We start from the raw sequence: 16,613 nt of genomic DNA on the forward strand, positions 1-16,613 counted from the left end.
CGGGGCGGGGGCCGATCAGGCTCGCGAGGGGCGGTTCTCCGTGAGGGCGCGGGACTAGACTGCCTGGTGGCGTAGGCATACGAGGGGGAGGTCCGCGGCCCGTGGAACCACTGCAGGACGACGACCCCCCGGTCATCGGCGGGTACACGCTGCGGGGCCGGATCGGTGTCGGCGGGATGGGGCAGGTCTATCTCGGTGAGTCGGCCGCCGGGCTCCAGGTCGCCGTGAAGGTGATCAGGGCGTCCGTGCTCGACGAGGACACCAGGGCGCGGTTCGTCCTGGAGGTCGACAGCCTCAAGACGGTCTACGGCCCCTTCGTCGCGGCCTTCGTCGCCGCCGACGCGTACGCGGACCAGCCCTGGCTCGCGGTCGAGTACGTCCCGGGTCCCGATCTGCGGACGTTCATCACCGACCACGGCCCGCTGCCCCTCGCCGAGACCGCGAGCCTCGGCGCCCTGCTCGCCGAAGGGCTGCACACCGTCCACGAGGCCGGGCTGCTGCACCGCGACCTGAAACCGCAGAACATCCTGCTCGCCGGGTACGGCCCCAAGCTGATCGACTTCGGGCTGGCCGTGCTGGCGGAGCGCCGCTCCACGCTGACGGCCACCGGCTTCGTGGTCGGCTCGGTGCTGTGCATGCCGCCCGAGCAGGCGCGGGGCGAGCACGACCTCAAGCAGGCCGCCGACGTGTACGCGCTGGGTGCCGTACTGCTCTACGCGGCCACCGGCCACTACCCCTACACGGGCCCCGGCTGGCAGGCCGTCGCCCTGCGGATCGAGGACCCGGCCACGCCGCCCGACCTGTCCGAGCTCCCCGGCGAGCTGCGGCCGACGATCGAGGCGATGCTCGCCTACGACCCCGACGCGCGCCCCGCCCTGGACGAGGTCACCGAGCGGCTCGTCCAGGTCATCCGTGACTGCGGGCTGACCCCGGCCCAGGCCAAGCGCGCGCTCACCGAGCGCACCCCCGAGGTGCCCCTCCCGGACCTGCCCGCGCGGCCCGAGCACACGGCCTACACCCCGACCGTCGTCGACCCGGCCGCGCACGAGGACGAGGACGACATCCGCCCCGCCGGGCCGTCGGAGCCGGAGCCGCGGGACGAGCAGCCGGACGACCTGGAGCCCGAGCCCACGCCTGCCCTCGCCGCCACCTCCACCACGCCCACCACCCCGGCACAGCGCTCACGGGACTCCCTCTCCCGTCTCTCCGCCCCCTTGCAGATCGCCGAGCGCCTCCGTGCCGCGTACGCCCGTGACGCCCGTTTCTGACCGGGGCCCTTTCCGGCGACCGGGCTCCCCCGCTCCCTCCGCCCCGTGAAAGACTTTGCCCACATTTCGCTCTGCTGACGGAGGAACTCCGGGTGCCAGACCAGGGGGAGACCCGCTACCCGCCGGGCGCACAGATTCTGGTGCGCGACGAGGAGTGGCTGGTCAAGAACGCCACACCCACCGACCACGACGGCGACAAGATCGAAGCCGTCGGGGTGTCGGAGTTCGTGCGGGACGAGGAGGCGGTCTTCTTCACGAAGATCGACGAGGTCGATCTGCTCGAACCGGAGAACACCCGCCTCGTACCGGACACCTCCTCCTATTTCCGTCGCAGCCGACTGTTCCTCGAAGCCGTCCTGCGCAAGACGCCGCTCCCGCAGTCCGAGCGCGGCCTGGCCCTCGCCGACCGCTTCCTCCTGGACCCGCTGCCCTACCAGCAGCGCCCCGCCGAACTCGCGCTGTCCATGGAGAACCTGCGCCCCCGCGTCCTCATCGCGGACGTCGTCGGCCTCGGCAAGACGCTGGAGATCGGCCTCACCCTCGCCGAGCTGATCCGCCGCGGGCGCGGCGAGCGGATCCTCGTCGTCACTCCGCAGAGCGTGCTGGAGCAGTTCCAGCACGAGCTGTGGACCCGTTTCTCCATCCCTCTCGTGCGTCTCGACTCGCTCGGCATCCAGCGCATCCAGCGTGAGATCCCGGCCGGCCGGAACCCGTTCACGCACTACAAGCGCGTGATCATCTCGGTCGACACCCTGAAGAACATCGGCCAGTACCGCCACCACCTGGAACGTATCCAGTGGGACGCCGTCGTCATCGACGAGTCTCACAATCTCATCAACCCCGGCAGCCAGCGCCGCGCCCTCGCCGAGATCCTCGCCCCGCGCACCGACGCCCTGCTGCTGGCCAGCGCCACCCCGCACAACGGCGACAAGCAGTCCTTCGCCGACCTCGTCTCGCTCCTCGACCCGGCCGCCATCGCCGACGCGAACCACTACGACCCCGAGAAGGACCTCGGGCACCTGTTCATCCGGCGTACGAAGATCAGCCCCGAGGTCCGCGACCAGATGGGCACCGAGTGGGCGGACCGCGGCCCCACCCACTCCCTGCACTGCGCGGCCTACCAGGACGAGGAACGGATCTTCGCCGAGCTGACCGAGCACTGGCTGCCCGCCCAGCCCACCTCGGCCGAGTTCGGCACGGCCGACCAGGACCGGCGGTCCGTGAGCACGGACGTGCTCTTCGCCTACAACCTCCTCAAGTCGTTCCTCTCCTCGCACCGGGCCCTGGCGGAGACGCTCGCCACCCGCGCCAAGAACCTGACCGACCGCGCCGCCAAGGCGGAGAAGGACGGCAGGAAGCACGATCCCGCCGTCGACCGTGAGCAGGAGGCCATCGCCCGCCTGCGCGCGATCACCGACTCCATGGGCGACGGCAGCGCCCCCGGCGACTCCGCCAAACTCGACACGCTCGTCGAGCAGTTGAAGCAGATCGGCGTCGGCCCGGGCAGCGCGACCCGCGCCGTCGTCTTCTCCGAGCGCGTCCAGACCCTGAAGTGGCTCGCCAGGGTCGTACCGCCGAGGCTCGGCTTCCCCGCCAAGGACTACGCCGAGGAGTCCGCGAAGGCCGGCAAGGACGCGAAGAGCGGCAAGAAGGCGCAGGAACCCGTCCGTGTCATGCACGGCGGCCTCAGCGACGACGAGCAGCAGAAGGTCCTCGAAGCCTTCGGCCTGGCCGAGAACCCGGTACGTCTCCTCTTCACCGGCGACGTCGCCTCCGAGGGCGTCAACCTGCACCGGCAGTGCCACCACCTGATCCACTACGACATCCCGTGGTCGCTGATCCGTATCGAGCAGCGCAACGGCCGTATCGACCGCTACGGCCAGAAGCACGAGCCGCAGTTCCGCGCCCTGATCCTCACCTCCGCGACCCCTGGCGCCAAGGACGACCGCACGGTCGCCGAGAAGCTCCTCAAGCGCGAGGAGGAGGCCCACAAACTGGACGGCACGGCGGAGGCCGTGACCGGCTACTACCGCGCGGAGGAGGAGGAACGGCGGCTGATCCGCGAACTGGTCGAGGGCGGAACCGTCGAGCGGTTCCTGGACGCGGCGCCCGCCGCCGACGACGGCATGCTCGCCGACCTCTTCGGCCAGGTCGACACCATCACCGAACAGGAACTCCCGCCGCGCGCCGACGTCCCCAGCCTCTTCGAGGGCGACACGGCCGCCTTCGCCGAGGCGGCCCTCGCCGAGCTGTACGAGGACCGCGCCGAGGATCTGATCGCCCTCTCCCGGGGCGAGGACCCCAAGGGCGGCGGCTTCCTCTCGCTCTCCCCGGTCAAGGCCCCCGACCTCCTGCACCGCCTCAAGGCCCTCCCGCCGTCCTACCTCAAGGAACAGGGCGTGGCCGAGCGGATGCTCGTGACCTTCGACCGCGCGCTCGCCGAGCGCAAGCTCGGCGAGGCCCGTGAGAGCTCGGCCACGATGTGGCCGAAGGTCTCCTTCCTCACCGACATCCACCCGGTGGTGGAGTGGCTGATCGACAAGGTGCTCGTGCAGTTCGGCCGCCAGGAGGCGCCCGTCATCACCTCCCGGCACGTCACCGAGCCGACCTTCCTCGTCCAGGGCATCTACTCCAACGCCCTCGGCCGCCCCACCGTCGTGCGGTGGATGGCCGTCTCGGGCCTGCCCGGTACGCCGGTGGTCCGCGACATGTCCGAAGCGCTGGAGGCCGCCGGGGTCGGCCCGCGTCTGGCGGTCACCGGCGGCCCCCGCGACCTCGATCACCTCACGTCCCTCGTCCCGGCCGCCGTCTCGGCCGCCCGCGACCACCTGGAGCGGACGAAGGACGAGTGGGCCGATCTGATCAGCGAGCCCCTCGCCAAGTACCGCAAGCAGCTCGCCCAATGGCGCCAGGACTCCCTGCTGCCCGAGCGGACGAGCCGCGGCCGACGCCGGATCGAGGAGACCGCCGACGAACAGGCCCACCTCCTGGACCAGCTCCAGACGACCGGCCGCCCCCTGCTGCGCGTCCTCGCCGTCCTGGACCGACCGGCGGATACGGACACCACAGAAGCCACCGTGACGGCCGACGACCCGGCGGAGAGCTGAGACATGACGTACGACTCGCTGGTCAACCACGGCGACTACCTCTCCGCCCACTACCTGGCGGAAGTCCTCCCCAAGGATCTCAAGGCCAAGGAGGGCCTGCTGGCCCGCTGGGCGGCGACCGAGGACGAGGAACGCCGCCGCCACGCCGACGCGGTGGCCGAGGCCGAACGCCTGGGCACCGACCCGGACACGGTCCCGCCGCGCGCCCGCACACCGCGCGAGGGCCTGCGCGCCCTGCACGGCCCGTACTTCGCCGGTCGCGCATCCTTCGCCCAGGACGCCGAGGCCGCGACCGACCCCGACCGCCCCACCCCGGCGGACTGGGAGAAGCGCCTGACCGACCTCCACCTCACCACCCTCCGCGCGCTCGGCTTCGGCGAGGCGCACGAGCAGACGGTGACCGTGCACCGGTCGGGCCACGAGTACGCCGTCGACGTCCTCCACCACGAGCCCGGCCTGGTCACGGCCGTCGCCTGCGGCTGGACGACCCAGCCGGACGCGGCCCTCGACCCGGACGGCCCCGGCGCCCTGCTCCACCCCGTCGCCCTGGAGGGCTCCGCCCGGCTCACGCACGGCAAGGCGCTCACCGACTTCCTCTTCGAGTGCGACGAGCCCTCGCGGTACGTGCTGCTGCTCGTCGGCGGCGTGCTGGTCCTCGCCGACCGCATGGCCTGGCACGAGGGCCGCTATCTCGCCGTCAGCCTCGACACCGCGCTCAACCGCCGCGACGACCGCGCCGGCGGCGAACTCGACACCATCGCCGCCCTGTTCAGCGCGGACGCGATGCGCGCGCCGGAGGAGGGCGGTACGGCGCCGCTCGCCGACTTCGTCGACAAGTCCGGCAAGCACGCGGTCGGTGTCTCGACGGAACTCCGCGAGGGCCTACGGCTGTCCGTCGAGTGGATCGCCAACGAGGTGCTGGAACGCCTCCGCGAACAGGGCGTCAGCCCCGACCAGCTGGACGACCCGACCCGCCTCGCCAAACAGCTCAGCCGCGAGTCGCTGCGCTACCTGTACCGGATCCTGTTCCTCCTCTACGCCGAGGCCCAGCCGACCCTCGGCATCCTGCCGTCCTACTACCCCGAGTACGCGCAGGGGTACGGCCTCCAGCGCCTCGGCGACCTCGTCGTCCGTGACCTGATCGGCGAGCGTTCCCGCCGGGGCACCCACCTCTACGACTCCCTCGACCTGCTCTTCCGCATGGTCGAGCGGGGCCACCGGCAGTACGGCAGCGAACCGGAGGACGCGGCGGCCGACGCCGCCGACCGCGAGGCGAGCGCGGCGGAGGCCGAGGCGGCCGAACTGCTGGCGGCGGGCTCCCTCACCCAGGCCGCGTACGAGGAGCGGCTGCGGGAGGCCGCACGCGTGCGGCGGGCCGCCGCGCTCAGCGCGAGCGCCGGGCTGCGGTTCGAGCCGCTGCGGTCGGAGCTGTTCAAGGAGGACGCGGTACGGCTGATCGGCCGCCGCCTGGACAACCCGCTGTACGAGGCGGAAGGCGAGGGTGACGAACAGGACCAGCCCGAGTTCCTGGACACCACCCTCCGCAACGCCACCCTCCACCGGGTGCTGCGCCGCCTCATGCTCACCAAGGGCAAGGGCCGCGAGCGCGGCGGCTTCATCTCGTACGCGCAGCTGGGCATCAACCAACTCGGCGCGGTGTACGAGGGGTTGATGTCCTACACCGGCTTCATCGCCCAGGAGGACCTGTACGAGGTCGCCAAGGGCGGGGACCCGTCCGGTGGCAGCTGGATGATTCCGGCGTCGAAGGTGCAGGACTATCCGGACGACGTGTTCGTGCACCGGGTGGACGAGGAGACGGGCCAGCTGCGGCGGGTCGTGCACCCGGCGGGCTCGTTCGTGTACCGGCTCGCGGGCCGCGACCGGCAGACCTCGGCGTCGTACTACACCCCGAAGAGCCTGACGGCGGTCACGGTCGAGCTGGCGCTGCGGCACCGCCTCGACCAGGACGGGACGACCACTCCGGCCCGGGACCTGCTGGAGTGGAAGATCTGTGAGCCGGCCCTCGGGTCCGGGGCGTTCCTGAACGAGGCCATCGACCAGGTCGCGGAGGAGTATCTACGGCGCCGCGAGGCCGAGTTGGGGGAGCGGGTCGACACCGAGCTGCGGCAGATCGAGCTGCAGAAGGTGAAGGCGTACATCGCGCTGCACAACGCGTACGGCGTCGACCTCAATGCCACGGCCGTGGAGCTGGCGGAGGTCTCGCTGTGGCTCAACACCATGCATCCGGGGATGCAGGCCCCCTGGTTCGGCCTGCACCTGCGGCGCGGGAACTCGCTCATCGGCGCGGGCCGGAAGGTCTACGCCGGTGACGTCCTGCCGGGCGGTGGATGGCTGGCGAAGAAGGACCCGCTGCCTCCGCGTGAACTCCCCTTCAGGGAAGGCGAGTTGCCGGAAGGGGCCGTCCACCACTTCCTGCTGCCCGCCGTCGGGTGGGGCGCGGTCGCCGGTGAGGCCGAGGCGAAGAAGCTCGCGGAGGACGAGGCGAAGGCCCTCGGGCAGTGGCGCAAGGGGGTGCTGCGGGCGCCCAAGCCGTACAAGCCCTTCGAGGAGAAGGAGGGCGAGCCCCGGGAGAAGCGGCAGAAGCGGTACGAGCGGTGGGCCAAGGCGCGGGAGAAGACCGAGCTGTGGCGTGTCCAACGGGTCGCGCGGCGGGCCGAGTTCCTGTGGAGCCTGGTCGCCAAGCGGCTCGAACTGTCCGAGCGGAAGGTGTCGCGGCGGATCGAGGTGTGGGGCGCGGACTGGCTGACGCCGTCGGCCGAGGTGGACGCCCACGCCAGGCAGAGGGTGCTGGACGACCTGACCGCGCTCGGCACGCCGTACTGGCGGCTGAAGACGGTCATGGACGCGTGGTGCGCGCTGTGGTTCTGGCCGCTGGACAAGGTGGCTGACCTCGACGGTACGAGTGCGGACTACTCCGTGGGCGGGGGTGTCGTTCGCGAGGCCGATCTGCCGGGGCTGCTGGTGGGGGAGGGGGCCGCCTCGGGCGAGGGGACGGCTGTGGTGGCGGAGACCGACGCCGCTGCCGTTGCCGAGCCGAGTGGGCCCGCGCCGGGGGATCTCGCCTGGCGTGCGGCCGGGCTCTTCGACGACCCGGATGGGGAACAGGGGGAGTTGGAGGAACCGCTGCTGGTCGCCGACGGGGGGCGGGGGCTGCGGACGAGGGCGTCGCTGGCGGGTGGTGGCGGTGGGCGCAAGGCCCAGATCGGCGACAGCCCGTGGCGTGACGTCATCCCCTTGAAGACGTTCGAGGACTGGCTGGACTTCCTGGAGGCGACCCTCGGCACGGACGACGCCGACGGGTCCTTCCTCGACGGCCTCGACGACCTCCCCGTGGACGAGGCGCTGCCCATCCTGGAGGACTTCGAGCGGGATATGGATGTCGCGCTGGGGATGGACCGGGCGTTCAACCTCCGGTCGCGTTTCCCCTGGCTCCACACGGTGGAGGACATCGCCGGCACGACCGAGAAGGACATAAAGGCGGAGGACGGCCACGGGTTCTTCCATTGGGAGCTGCACTTCGCGCATGTCTTTCGGGGGGTGAGTGGCGGGTTTGATCTGCAGGTGGGGAATCCGCCTTGGGTGCGGCCGGAGTGGGTGGAGAACCCGGTACTCGCGGAGCGCGAGCCATGGTTCATGTTGCAGGAGAAGCCGTCCGCTACTGCTCGGCAGGAGAAGAAGGACAGGCTGCTGGCGGAGGCTAGCGCGCTGCGGTACTACCTGGGTGAGCTGGCCTCGGTCAGCGGTGTCTCGGAGATGCTGGGATCGCCGGTGGCATACGCAGCGCTGGCAGGGACTAGGCCGGACCTCTATCGGGCGTTCATGTGCCGGGTGTGGGGGAACCTAGGCGCTGGCGGGATGGCGGGAATGGTGCACCCCGACACGCACTTTGGAGGCGTGAAGGAGGCTCGGCTTCGGGGAGCGGCCTACCGGCACCTGCGCCTGCATGCGGGATTTGTGAACGTCGGGAACTGGGCGTTCGAGGCCAGCCGGAAGATTGAATTCGGCGTCCACATTTATGGGGCAGCGCTGAACGCGATCCACTTCGAGAACCTCAGTGGTCTCTATGGGGTCGCGCCGCTCGTGGCGTCGTTGGATCATGACGGCCGGGGCGAGGTTCCTGGGATGAAGTACGGCGGTGAATGGGACCTGCGCCCTCACCGCGCGCGTGTGATCGAAGTGGACGACGAACTGCTCGCGGACTGGCAGCAGCTAGCCGGCGAGACGAACACTCCGCCCACGCAAGCGGCTCTGCTGCAGCCGTTGACGACCGAGGAACAGGGGGCCATCGCGGCGCTGTCGGCCGTACGGCAACGAGTGGGCGGACATGAGCCGAGAATCACACAGGGCTATAACGAGACTAATGGCAAGAAGGACGGCTTCATCAGCTGGGGTACATCCCAACCTGGCGATATTTCCGAACTGGTCCTTCAAGGGCCGCACTTCGGAATCGCCACGCCTATAAGGAAGCAGCCGAACGTTCCCTGTCGTGGGAACCATGACTGGACGGGCTTTGATCTGACGAGGCTTGCCGCTGACGCAGTACCTCGCACCAATTACGTGCGCCCGGAGAAGTGTTCGCTGGCATGCTATGAGGAGGAGCAGGCCCGCTGGCTGGACTGGTCCCGGGTAAGCGCCAACTGGCTGCCCGCCGTAGAAGAGTGGGAAAGTCGTCATGGCGTCCTGACGGAGGAGGAGTTGTTGCTCCCCGAGGACGAGCAACGAGAGCTGCTGCGGCGGCACCTGTGGCTGTTCCGGCCGTACACCAGGTTTTATAGGCTGGCGTGGCGACGCATGATCCCTGTCAGTACTGAGCGCAGTCTGTTTGCCGCACTGATCCCGCCTGGGCCGGCGCATATCGACGCCGTGCACTCGATGGCTCTAGCGGACAACCGTGTGACTGCCCTCAACGCGGGATTCTGGGCTGCCCTACCCATCGACTACCTTCTGCGCATCACAGGACGCTCAGACCTCCGGGTCGCCGAGGCACATAAGATGCCCTACGCCGACCCAGCCCACCCCCTTGCCGCCCCCCTCCTCCTCCGCACCCTCCGCCTAAACTGCCTCACCGAGGCCTACTCCCCCCTCTGGGAAGAGCTGTACGACATGACCTGGCCCGGCTACGAGGATTGGGCCGTGAAGTGGCCCGAGCTCAAGCCGCTCGCCGGACACCTCAAGTCGGCCTGGGAATACGGCACCCCGCTGCGGACCGAGTACGAGCGGCGAGCCGCGCTCGTCGAGATGGACGCGCTGGTCGCCGTATGGCTCGGCATGAGTGCCGACGAACTGATCGCCATCCACAAGGCCCGTTACGCGATCCTGGCGGACCGGGAGTCGGAGATGTGGTTCGACGTGGAGGGGCGCCAGCTCGCGAAGGACCCGTACGCCTTCGGCCACGGCCAGACCAAGGAGCACTACGAGCAGTACATGGCTTACCAGAACAAGGAGCGCACCGAACCCCCCGAGGGCTACATCGCCCCCTTCTACAAGGCCAATCGTGAAGAGGAGATGCGCACCGCGCACGCCCACTTCGAGAAGCGGCTGAAGGGCGCCATCGCCAAGGGCGAGTGGACACCGCCGCCCGCCCGCGAAGAAGCCTCGGCGTAGAACGCGAACGCCCCGCACCGGACTTGACCGGTGCGGGGCGCTCTGACGTACGGGTCAGACCTCGGCGGCGTACGAGACGAAGCCGTTCCACGCGGTGGGCGAGAGGGTGAGCTGAGGGCCGCGCTTCTCCTTGGAGTCCCGGACTCGGACCGCTTCTGCGGCGCCCGAGCCCTGCCAGGAGACAGCCACTTCGACGCAGCTGTCACCCTGCGAGCCGCTGTAACTGCTCTTGAACCAGGCCAGGTCGGACGTGCTCATAGCGCTCCTCGCATTCGCTTCAGCAGGCTCAAGGAGTCCGCCGGAGTGAGAGCCTGCGAGCGCAGTTTCGCATACCGCTGGTGAAGGATGCTGATCTCCTTCCGGACAGTGATGAGGCGGCCGTTCTCCTGCCCCTCCGAGTAGCCGAACCACTCGTTCTCCGGAGTCTCCAGAAGCTGAAGGGGCCCATCCATGCCCGCATGCACCGGCTGCCGCAACGGCATGATCTGCACCTCCACGTTCCAGTACCGCCCCACCACCTCCACCAGATGGTCCAGCAGCTCCCGCGTAACCGCCTCCCCGCCCGTATGCCGCTCCAGCACCGCCTGTTCCACGATGAACGTGAACCCGGTCGGCGGCTTCCTGCGCGTGGACAGCAGCTCCTGCCGTGCCATCCGCGCGGCGACCCGTTCGTCCATCTCCTCGTCGGTCGGACGCGGCGGCACGCTCGACGACACCGCCCGCGCGTACGCCTCCGTCTGCAACAGCCCCGGCACGACCCGGCACTCGTACGTGTAGAGGCTGATCGCCTCCGCCTCCAGCTTCGCCCACTGCCGGAACCAACTCGCCAGCCCCGGCTGCCGCGACAGATGCTGCGCCGCCGCGCGCAGGGCCCCGAACGCGTCCAGCACCTCCTCCGCCCGCGTCACGAACTCCGGTTGCGGAAAGCGCCTGCCCTGCTCGACCGAGGCGACGGTCTGCACCGAGTACCGCACCCGCTCGGCCAGTTCCTCCTGTGTCAGACCGGCCCGCTTGCGGAACGCCCTCAGCACCGCGCCGAACGTCTTCAGGCTGTCCGAGGTCTCCGGCTCACCCCCACCCGGCGGCGGCCCACCGGCCACCCCGACCACCCCGCCCCGCCCCCCGTTCCCCTCGACCACGCCCGTACCGCCCGCGCCCTCCGCCACCACCAGGCCACCTCCCGCGCACCTGCCCCGCCGCACACTCCGAACCCGCCCATGATTACGCCCCGTCATGAACACTGTCCACTCTTCGTACTCGTACGCTGACCCAGAGTACGAGTCGCTGACCTGGTGAGCGGCTTCGCCCACACGTCAGCTTGGTGCCCATGACGCCTCCCCGGCCACCCGCGACCCATCAACCCCCGGTAACCGTGCGTGTGTTCACCCAACGCTTCAGCTCGACCCCGCTCGGCGCCCGCCTCGCCCGGCACCTGACCCTCGTCCAGCTGAACATCTGGGACATCCCGTACGGCAGCTCACTCTCCGACACCGCCGCGGCGATCGTCGCCGAGCTGGCCGCCAACGCCGTGACCCACGGCCGCGTACCGGGCCGCGACTTCGAACTCCGCCTCGCCCACGCCCCGGACCACCTCCTGCGCATCGAGGTGTCCGACACCCGCGGCGAACGCCGACCGCCCCGCCCCGAGGACCTCGGGTGTCCGGCGGCGCTGGACACGTCCGGGCGTGGACTCGTCCTCGTCGACGCGCTCGCCGACCGCTGGGAGGTGGTCGACCGGGTGGCGCGCGGAGCGGTCCTCCTCGGCAAGACGATCCGGGCCGAACTGGACCTGGCCCGAGACTGAGGACCGCCTTCGCGCCGGTCCTCGCCTCAGCCGGGCCCGGTGGGCGGGACGGCGCACGGTTCTCGATCACTCGGCCCCGTGCCCGTCCCGTATCCGGCGCCGCCCTTCGCCGATCGGCGTCAGCGGTGTCAGCTGTGTCAGTAGTGTCAGTAGTGCTCTGCGCGGTAGACGCCGTCGGTGTCGACGCCACCGCTCCACTCGCCGAAGTTCGTGTTCGCCAGCTCCATGTTGACGACGAAGGAACCGGCCGCCGCGAGGGTGATCCTGAACGGGGCGTCGTCCTCGTCGGGCAGGTTGTTCACAGCCAGCAGCGGGAACTCCGCGGAGGCCAGTGCCCGCTCGTCGGCGATGAGGACGAGCGTGCTGTCGGGCCAGTCCTCGTCATCGCGCCCGATCCGTGACTGGATCTGATCCGCTGTGAAGCCCGCGTAGGCGCGGTTGTCGATGACGGTGATCGAGTCGTTGTGCTCGGAGCCTTCTTCGAGGGCCTGGAGCAGACGTGCCCACTCGTCCGGCCGCTCGAAGGACGTCCGTACCAGGAGCGGACCGGCGGCCTCCTCGATCATCGAGGAAGGAGGCTCGGGCGCGGCTCCCGAACGTTCGCCGGGGGTGACCTGGATGAGGAAGCGGGGCCTCTTGCCGTCCGCCGAGCGGTCGCTGGCGTGGACGCGGACCAGGTAGGGGCCGGCTCCCGCGGTGGCCAGATTCTCCTTGCGCAGAGGTTCGTATCCGCTGTCGCACAGGGCGAGGAAGCCGGTCGTGGAGATCACGGTGATCTCCACGACCTCGTCCCAGCCGCTCTCGGCTCCCGGGTCCACTCCGGCGTAGAGGGTGACGATGGGGTTCTCCAGGGCGCTCCCGGCGTCGATGTGCAGCCAGTCCTTCTCGGCGGCCAGGAATCCGCGTCCGCGCGGCGGCTTGCCGGCGTCGGGGTCCATGACGGCCAGGTCGCCCCACTCCTTCAACTTGAGCGGCCGGGTGCGGCCTTCGAGGAGCGGCCAGTTGGAACGCTGCATGGAGAACCCCCATCGTGCTTGCTGTGCCCGCCGGTCACGTCTCGGAAGGGTAGACGGGCGCGAGGGAAGGCGCGTTGCGGCGCCTTACTTGATGTGGACGTAGTAGGCGTCGCCGTTGAGGACGCGCTGGTTCTTGTAGAAGCCGCCGAGGCGGGCGCCGGCGCTGCGGTTGTCACCGGCGGAGATGATGCGCGCGCTGCCGCGGGCCGGGTTGCCGCCCTCCTTGCTGGCGGCGAACGGGTACTCGTCGCAGTCGTACTTCTTGGGGTCGGGGTTGTGCACCTTCCCGCACATGGCCTTGCGGTGGGCGTTGATGGTCTTCGCGCTGGTGATGCGGTGCAGCGGGGTGGAGGCGCCCGGGTGGCCGGATATCTTGCGCTGGGCGTCGAGGATGTGGGTGGCGGACTCGTTCACCTTCGCGTCGCTGCGGGAGAGGGTGAAGACGGGGGCCGCGGACGGGAAGACGCAGCCGGGGTTCTTGGTGCGCTTCTTGGGGCCCCAGAACGTGTCGTCGCAGCGGTACTTGGCGGACTTGTAGGTGAAGCCGCCCATCGTGTAGCCGGGCTTGGAGAAGGTGAAGCGGTAGGAGGCCGGGCCGGCGAGCTGCTTCTTCTTCGCGACCCGGGCGGCGTAGCCGACGGTTCCCTTGCGGGCCGGGCCGAGGGTGGACCCCTGCGGGAACTTGACGGCGGTCTTGACGCCCTTGCCGCCGCCGACAGAAACGTTCATGCGGATGCCGCCGGCGTTGACGAGCTTGGCCTTGCCGACGGTGAAGCTCTCCGCCCACTTCAGCTTGCTGGTCTTCAGCGTCATCGAGTGCTTGATGTCGAAGGAGGCGGAGCCGACCGGCTTGCCGTTCCTGAGCACGTCGACGCGGGCGCCGACGAACAGGCACATGCTGGTGCGGGTGACGGTGAGGGTGTTGATCTTGCAGCTCGCGGCGGCGGCCGTGTCGGCGTAGACGGTCCTGACGGCCGGGGCCTGGGCGGCGGTGATGTCGTACGTCGCCGGTGCGGCCTGCGCGGTCGCGGCGCTGAGGCCGGTGAGGAGGAGCGTGCCGACAGAGGCACCGATGACGACTTGTCTGGGCCCGCTGATGCGCATGAGTGTGTGTCCCCTCGTTGCTGGAAGCACGGCGCCTCGTGGGGGGCGCCGTCCCGAGGTGAGCACGCTATTTGCCGCAACTGCCCTATTTCTATTGGCACTTGGGGCACTGCCCGTTGGGGCGGGTAGGGCCGTCGGGGCGGGCTGCCGGAGGCTCTCCGGTACCCGTTCGGCCTGGCGGCCACCGAAGCGTTGGCGGTGGACCTGTTCGGCCGACCTGTCGCACGTCGTCCTCGCCGAAGCGCTGGGTAGTGTTGCCGCATCCGCGGCGACACGAGCGCGGCATCGACAGGCGAGGGCGACGAGGAGACATGACAGGGCTGGAGGACGACGCGGCCGACCCGAGCGGGTTGCTCTTCGAGAGCCCCGTCGAGATCGGTGCGAACGGGCGACCGACCGGAGTCGAGCTGGAGCTGCCCGCCGACGAGCCGGACCGGGGCTCGGAGCCCTTCGACCCGGACAGCGTCAGCATCGACATCCTGCAGCTCACAGTCGAGGAGCTGCTGGACCGGCTGACCCGGGGCGCGCTCGATCTGGCGCCGGACTTCCAGCGCCGGGCCAGCATGTGGAGCGAGGTGCAGCAGAGCCGCCTCATCGAGTCGCTGCTCCTGGGTATCCCCTTGCCGCCCTTCTTCCTGGCCCAGCAGGAGAACGACGACTGGTCCGTCGTCGACGGCACCCAACGGCTCACCGCCCTCGTCCGGTTCATGGTTCCCGGACTCATCGACGCGACCCCGCTGGCGCTGCGCGGCCTGGACTTCCTGGAGCGGTTCGAGGGGAAGGGCTACCAGGAACTGCCCGGGCGGCTGCGCATCCGGCTGCGCGAGACGCGGCTCGTCGTCCACCTCGTCCGGCAGGGCACACCCGAGGCCGTGAAGTTCAACGTGTTCGCCCGGATCAACGCGGCCGGGACGGCCCTGAACGGCCAGGAGATCCGGCACGCGATGATCCCCGGCCCCGCCCGCGACTTCCTCGCCGACCTGACGGAGGAGCCCGCCTTCGGCGAGGCCACCGGGTGGGCTGTGTCGAACGAGCGGATGACCGACCGGGAGATGGTCCTCCGCTACCTGGCCTTCCGGCTGTCCCCTCCGGAGGAGTACCGGCAGCGGGACTTCGAGCAGTTCCTGAACGAGACCATGCATCGCGTCAACGACCTGTCGGAGGAGCAAAGAGTCTGGGAGGCACGACAGTTCCGCGAGGCCATGAAGTGCGCGCACGAGGTCTTCGGCAGGCACGCGTTCCGGAAGTCCGTGGGACGCACCCGCAAGTCGCCCGTCAACAAAGCCCTGTTCGAGGCCGTGGCCGTCAATCTCGCGGAGCTGGAGGACCATCAGCGTGAGCTGCTGGTAACGTCCCGTGACAAGGTCCGGGCCGATCTCGCGTTCCAGCTCGACGTGGACTGGAACTTCGCGCGTGCGATCTCCGTCGACACCAGCAACGCGGAGAACGTCCGGACGCGGTTCAGGGTGGTGAAGCAGCTCTTCCAGGGGGTACTGAGCGGTGATTGACCGGCTGACGCTGACCAACTTCAAGGCGTTCCAGCACGCGGACATCCCGCTCGGCCCGCTCACGCTGCTGACCGGGCTCAACTCGTCGGGCAAGAGCACGGTGATCCAGGCGTTGGCGCTGTTGCGTCAATCGCATACGTCGGGCGATCTGGTCATGGCAGAGGCGCACCACGTCCGCGCTGTTCGCGAGGCCACAGACCCGGGTGGCTTCCTGCTCAAGGGAGAACTCGTCGGCCTCGGCACCGGACAGGACGTCCTGCACGAGGACTTCACGGGGGACCAGCCGGAGATCACGCTGACGGTGGGCGAGGGGCCGTATCACTACTCCTGGACGGTCGGTTACGAACCCGAGCAGAACCTGCTGCCGGTGGTCTCCGTCCGGACACCGTTCACGGATGAGGGACTCCTGGCACCGACCGGCTGGGCCGGAAAGTGGCCCAGCTACTTCGGCCCGTTCTTCCAGTACCTCCACGCCGACCGCATCACCCCCGCCGAGCGATACCCCCGCGACCATCAGGTGGCCATCGGCCGCGGTTTCCTCGGCGTCCGTGGCGAACACACCGTCAACTTCCTCCGGCACCACGCCCGTGACGAGGTGCCGGACGGCCCGCTCCGGCACCCGCGCGCCGAGTCCGCTTTGCTGCTGGACCAAGTCGCCGCCTGGCTGGGCGAGTTGTGCCCCGGAGTGAACATCGAGGCCGTTCCCATCGAGGGCACCGACACCGTCCGCCTCTCCTACGGCTTCGGCGACGCCCTCACCGCCACCCGGCGCCGCCGCCCCACCAACGTCGGCTTCGGCCTGACGTACGCCCTGCCCATCGTCGTCGCCTGCCTCACCGCTCAGCCGGGCGGACTCGTCCTCCTGGAGAACCCGGAGGCGCATCTGCATCCGCAGGGGCAGACCAGGATGGCTCATCTCGCCGCAGCCGCAGCGGCGCACGGCGCGCAGCTGATCGTCGAGACCCACAGCGACCACGTCCTCAACGGCATGCGCCTCGCCGTCAAGCAGGGCCTGCTCAAGCCCGAGCAGGCCGTCGTGCACTTCTTCCGCAGCACCAACGGCTCGGGCGTCGAGGTGATCACCCCTCGCATCGACGAGGACGGCCTGCTCGACCAGTGGCCCAAGGGCTTCTTCGACGAGCTGGAGAACACGCTCGACCAGCTTCTCGACTGACTTGAAC

At 69.8% G+C, this 16,613-nt stretch carries 10 protein-coding genes; 6 read left to right on the top strand and 4 right to left on the bottom strand.

What is annotated here, in order from left to right:
- The first annotated feature begins 101 nt into the window (after positions 1-101).
- The 3 genes from ACFY9I_RS35690 to ACFY9I_RS35700 all read left to right on the top strand — a co-directional run bounded on the left by ACFY9I_RS35690 (position 102) and on the right by ACFY9I_RS35700 (position 10,000).
- Positions 102-1,268, top strand: coding sequence for a protein kinase (locus ACFY9I_RS35690; RefSeq protein WP_391009519.1), 1,167 nt, complete (start codon positions 102-104; stop codon positions 1,266-1,268).
- A gap of 92 nt (positions 1,269-1,360) precedes the next feature.
- Positions 1,361-4,375 (top strand): SNF2-related protein, encoded by a 3,015-nt coding sequence (locus tag ACFY9I_RS35695; protein WP_391009521.1) that lies wholly within the window; start codon positions 1,361-1,363, stop codon positions 4,373-4,375.
- Between the two features lie 3 nt (positions 4,376-4,378).
- Positions 4,379-10,000 (top strand): class I SAM-dependent DNA methyltransferase, encoded by a 5,622-nt coding sequence (locus tag ACFY9I_RS35700; RefSeq protein WP_391009524.1) that lies wholly within the window; start codon positions 4,379-4,381, stop codon positions 9,998-10,000.
- A gap of 54 nt (positions 10,001-10,054) precedes the next feature.
- Here the strand turns inward: ACFY9I_RS35700 and ACFY9I_RS35705 are convergent, their stop codons facing one another.
- Together ACFY9I_RS35705 and ACFY9I_RS35710 are read right to left on the bottom strand one after the other, a co-directional pair.
- On the bottom strand, positions 10,055-10,258 hold the full coding sequence (locus tag ACFY9I_RS35705; protein WP_391009526.1) for a DUF397 domain-containing protein: 204 nt from the start codon (positions 10,256-10,258) through the stop codon (positions 10,055-10,057).
- A complete protein-coding gene (locus tag ACFY9I_RS35710; RefSeq protein ID WP_391009578.1) occupies positions 10,255-11,109 on the bottom strand; it encodes a Scr1 family TA system antitoxin-like transcriptional regulator in 855 nt (284 codons plus the stop codon). The genes ACFY9I_RS35705 and ACFY9I_RS35710 overlap by 4 nt, the downstream gene beginning before the upstream one ends.
- Before the next feature lie 218 nt (positions 11,110-11,327).
- Here ACFY9I_RS35710 and ACFY9I_RS35715 point away from each other — a divergent pair, with 218 nt between their 5' ends.
- Positions 11,328-11,804, top strand: a complete 477-nt coding sequence (locus ACFY9I_RS35715; RefSeq protein ID WP_391009529.1) for an ATP-binding protein — start codon at positions 11,328-11,330, stop codon at positions 11,802-11,804.
- Between the two features lie 146 nt (positions 11,805-11,950).
- Here the strand turns inward: ACFY9I_RS35715 and ACFY9I_RS35720 are convergent, their stop codons facing one another.
- Together ACFY9I_RS35720 and ACFY9I_RS35725 are read right to left on the bottom strand one after the other, a co-directional pair.
- The gene (locus ACFY9I_RS35720) at positions 11,951-12,820 is read right to left on the bottom strand and encodes a DUF6924 domain-containing protein (RefSeq protein ID WP_391009531.1); all 870 of its coding nucleotides are present in this window, start codon (positions 12,818-12,820) and stop codon (positions 11,951-11,953) included.
- An 84-nt stretch (positions 12,821-12,904) separates the two neighbouring features.
- The gene (locus ACFY9I_RS35725; RefSeq protein WP_391009534.1) at positions 12,905-13,924 is read right to left on the bottom strand and encodes a NucA/NucB deoxyribonuclease domain-containing protein; all 1,020 of its coding nucleotides are present in this window, start codon (positions 13,922-13,924) and stop codon (positions 12,905-12,907) included.
- 311 nt (positions 13,925-14,235) lie between these two features.
- Between ACFY9I_RS35725 and ACFY9I_RS35730 the strand changes: the two genes are divergently transcribed.
- Entirely contained in the window at positions 14,236-15,432 is a 1,197-nt protein-coding gene (locus ACFY9I_RS35730) for a DUF262 domain-containing protein (protein WP_391009536.1), read from the top strand.
- Entirely contained in the window at positions 15,425-16,606 is a 1,182-nt protein-coding gene (locus ACFY9I_RS35735; RefSeq protein ID WP_391009539.1) for a DUF3696 domain-containing protein, read from the top strand. Before ACFY9I_RS35730 ends, ACFY9I_RS35735 begins: the two co-directional genes overlap by 8 nt.
- Positions 16,607-16,613 lie beyond the last annotated feature (7 nt).

Origin of the sequence: Streptomyces sp. NPDC012510 (assembly GCF_042955065.1) — a bacterium.
GTDB lineage: Bacteria > Actinomycetota > Actinomycetes > Streptomycetales > Streptomycetaceae > Streptomyces.

What these genes read in the sequence shown, in the direction of transcription:
- ACFY9I_RS35705 (WP_391009526.1), bottom strand. Translation starts at nt 10,258, where the DNA reads ATGAGCACGTCCGACCTGGCCTGGTTCAAGAGCAGTTACAGCGGCTCG.
- ACFY9I_RS35700 (WP_391009524.1), top strand. Translation starts at nt 4,379, where the DNA reads ATGACGTACGACTCGCTGGTCAACCACGGCGACTACCTCTCCGCCCAC.
- ACFY9I_RS35725 (WP_391009534.1), bottom strand. Translation starts at nt 13,924, where the DNA reads ATGCGCATCAGCGGGCCCAGACAAGTCGTCATCGGTGCCTCTGTCGGC.
- ACFY9I_RS35730 (WP_391009536.1), top strand. Translation starts at nt 14,236, where the DNA reads ATGACAGGGCTGGAGGACGACGCGGCCGACCCGAGCGGGTTGCTCTTC.
- ACFY9I_RS35715 (WP_391009529.1), top strand. Translation starts at nt 11,328, where the DNA reads ATGACGCCTCCCCGGCCACCCGCGACCCATCAACCCCCGGTAACCGTG.
- ACFY9I_RS35720 (WP_391009531.1), bottom strand. Translation starts at nt 12,820, where the DNA reads ATGCAGCGTTCCAACTGGCCGCTCCTCGAAGGCCGCACCCGGCCGCTC.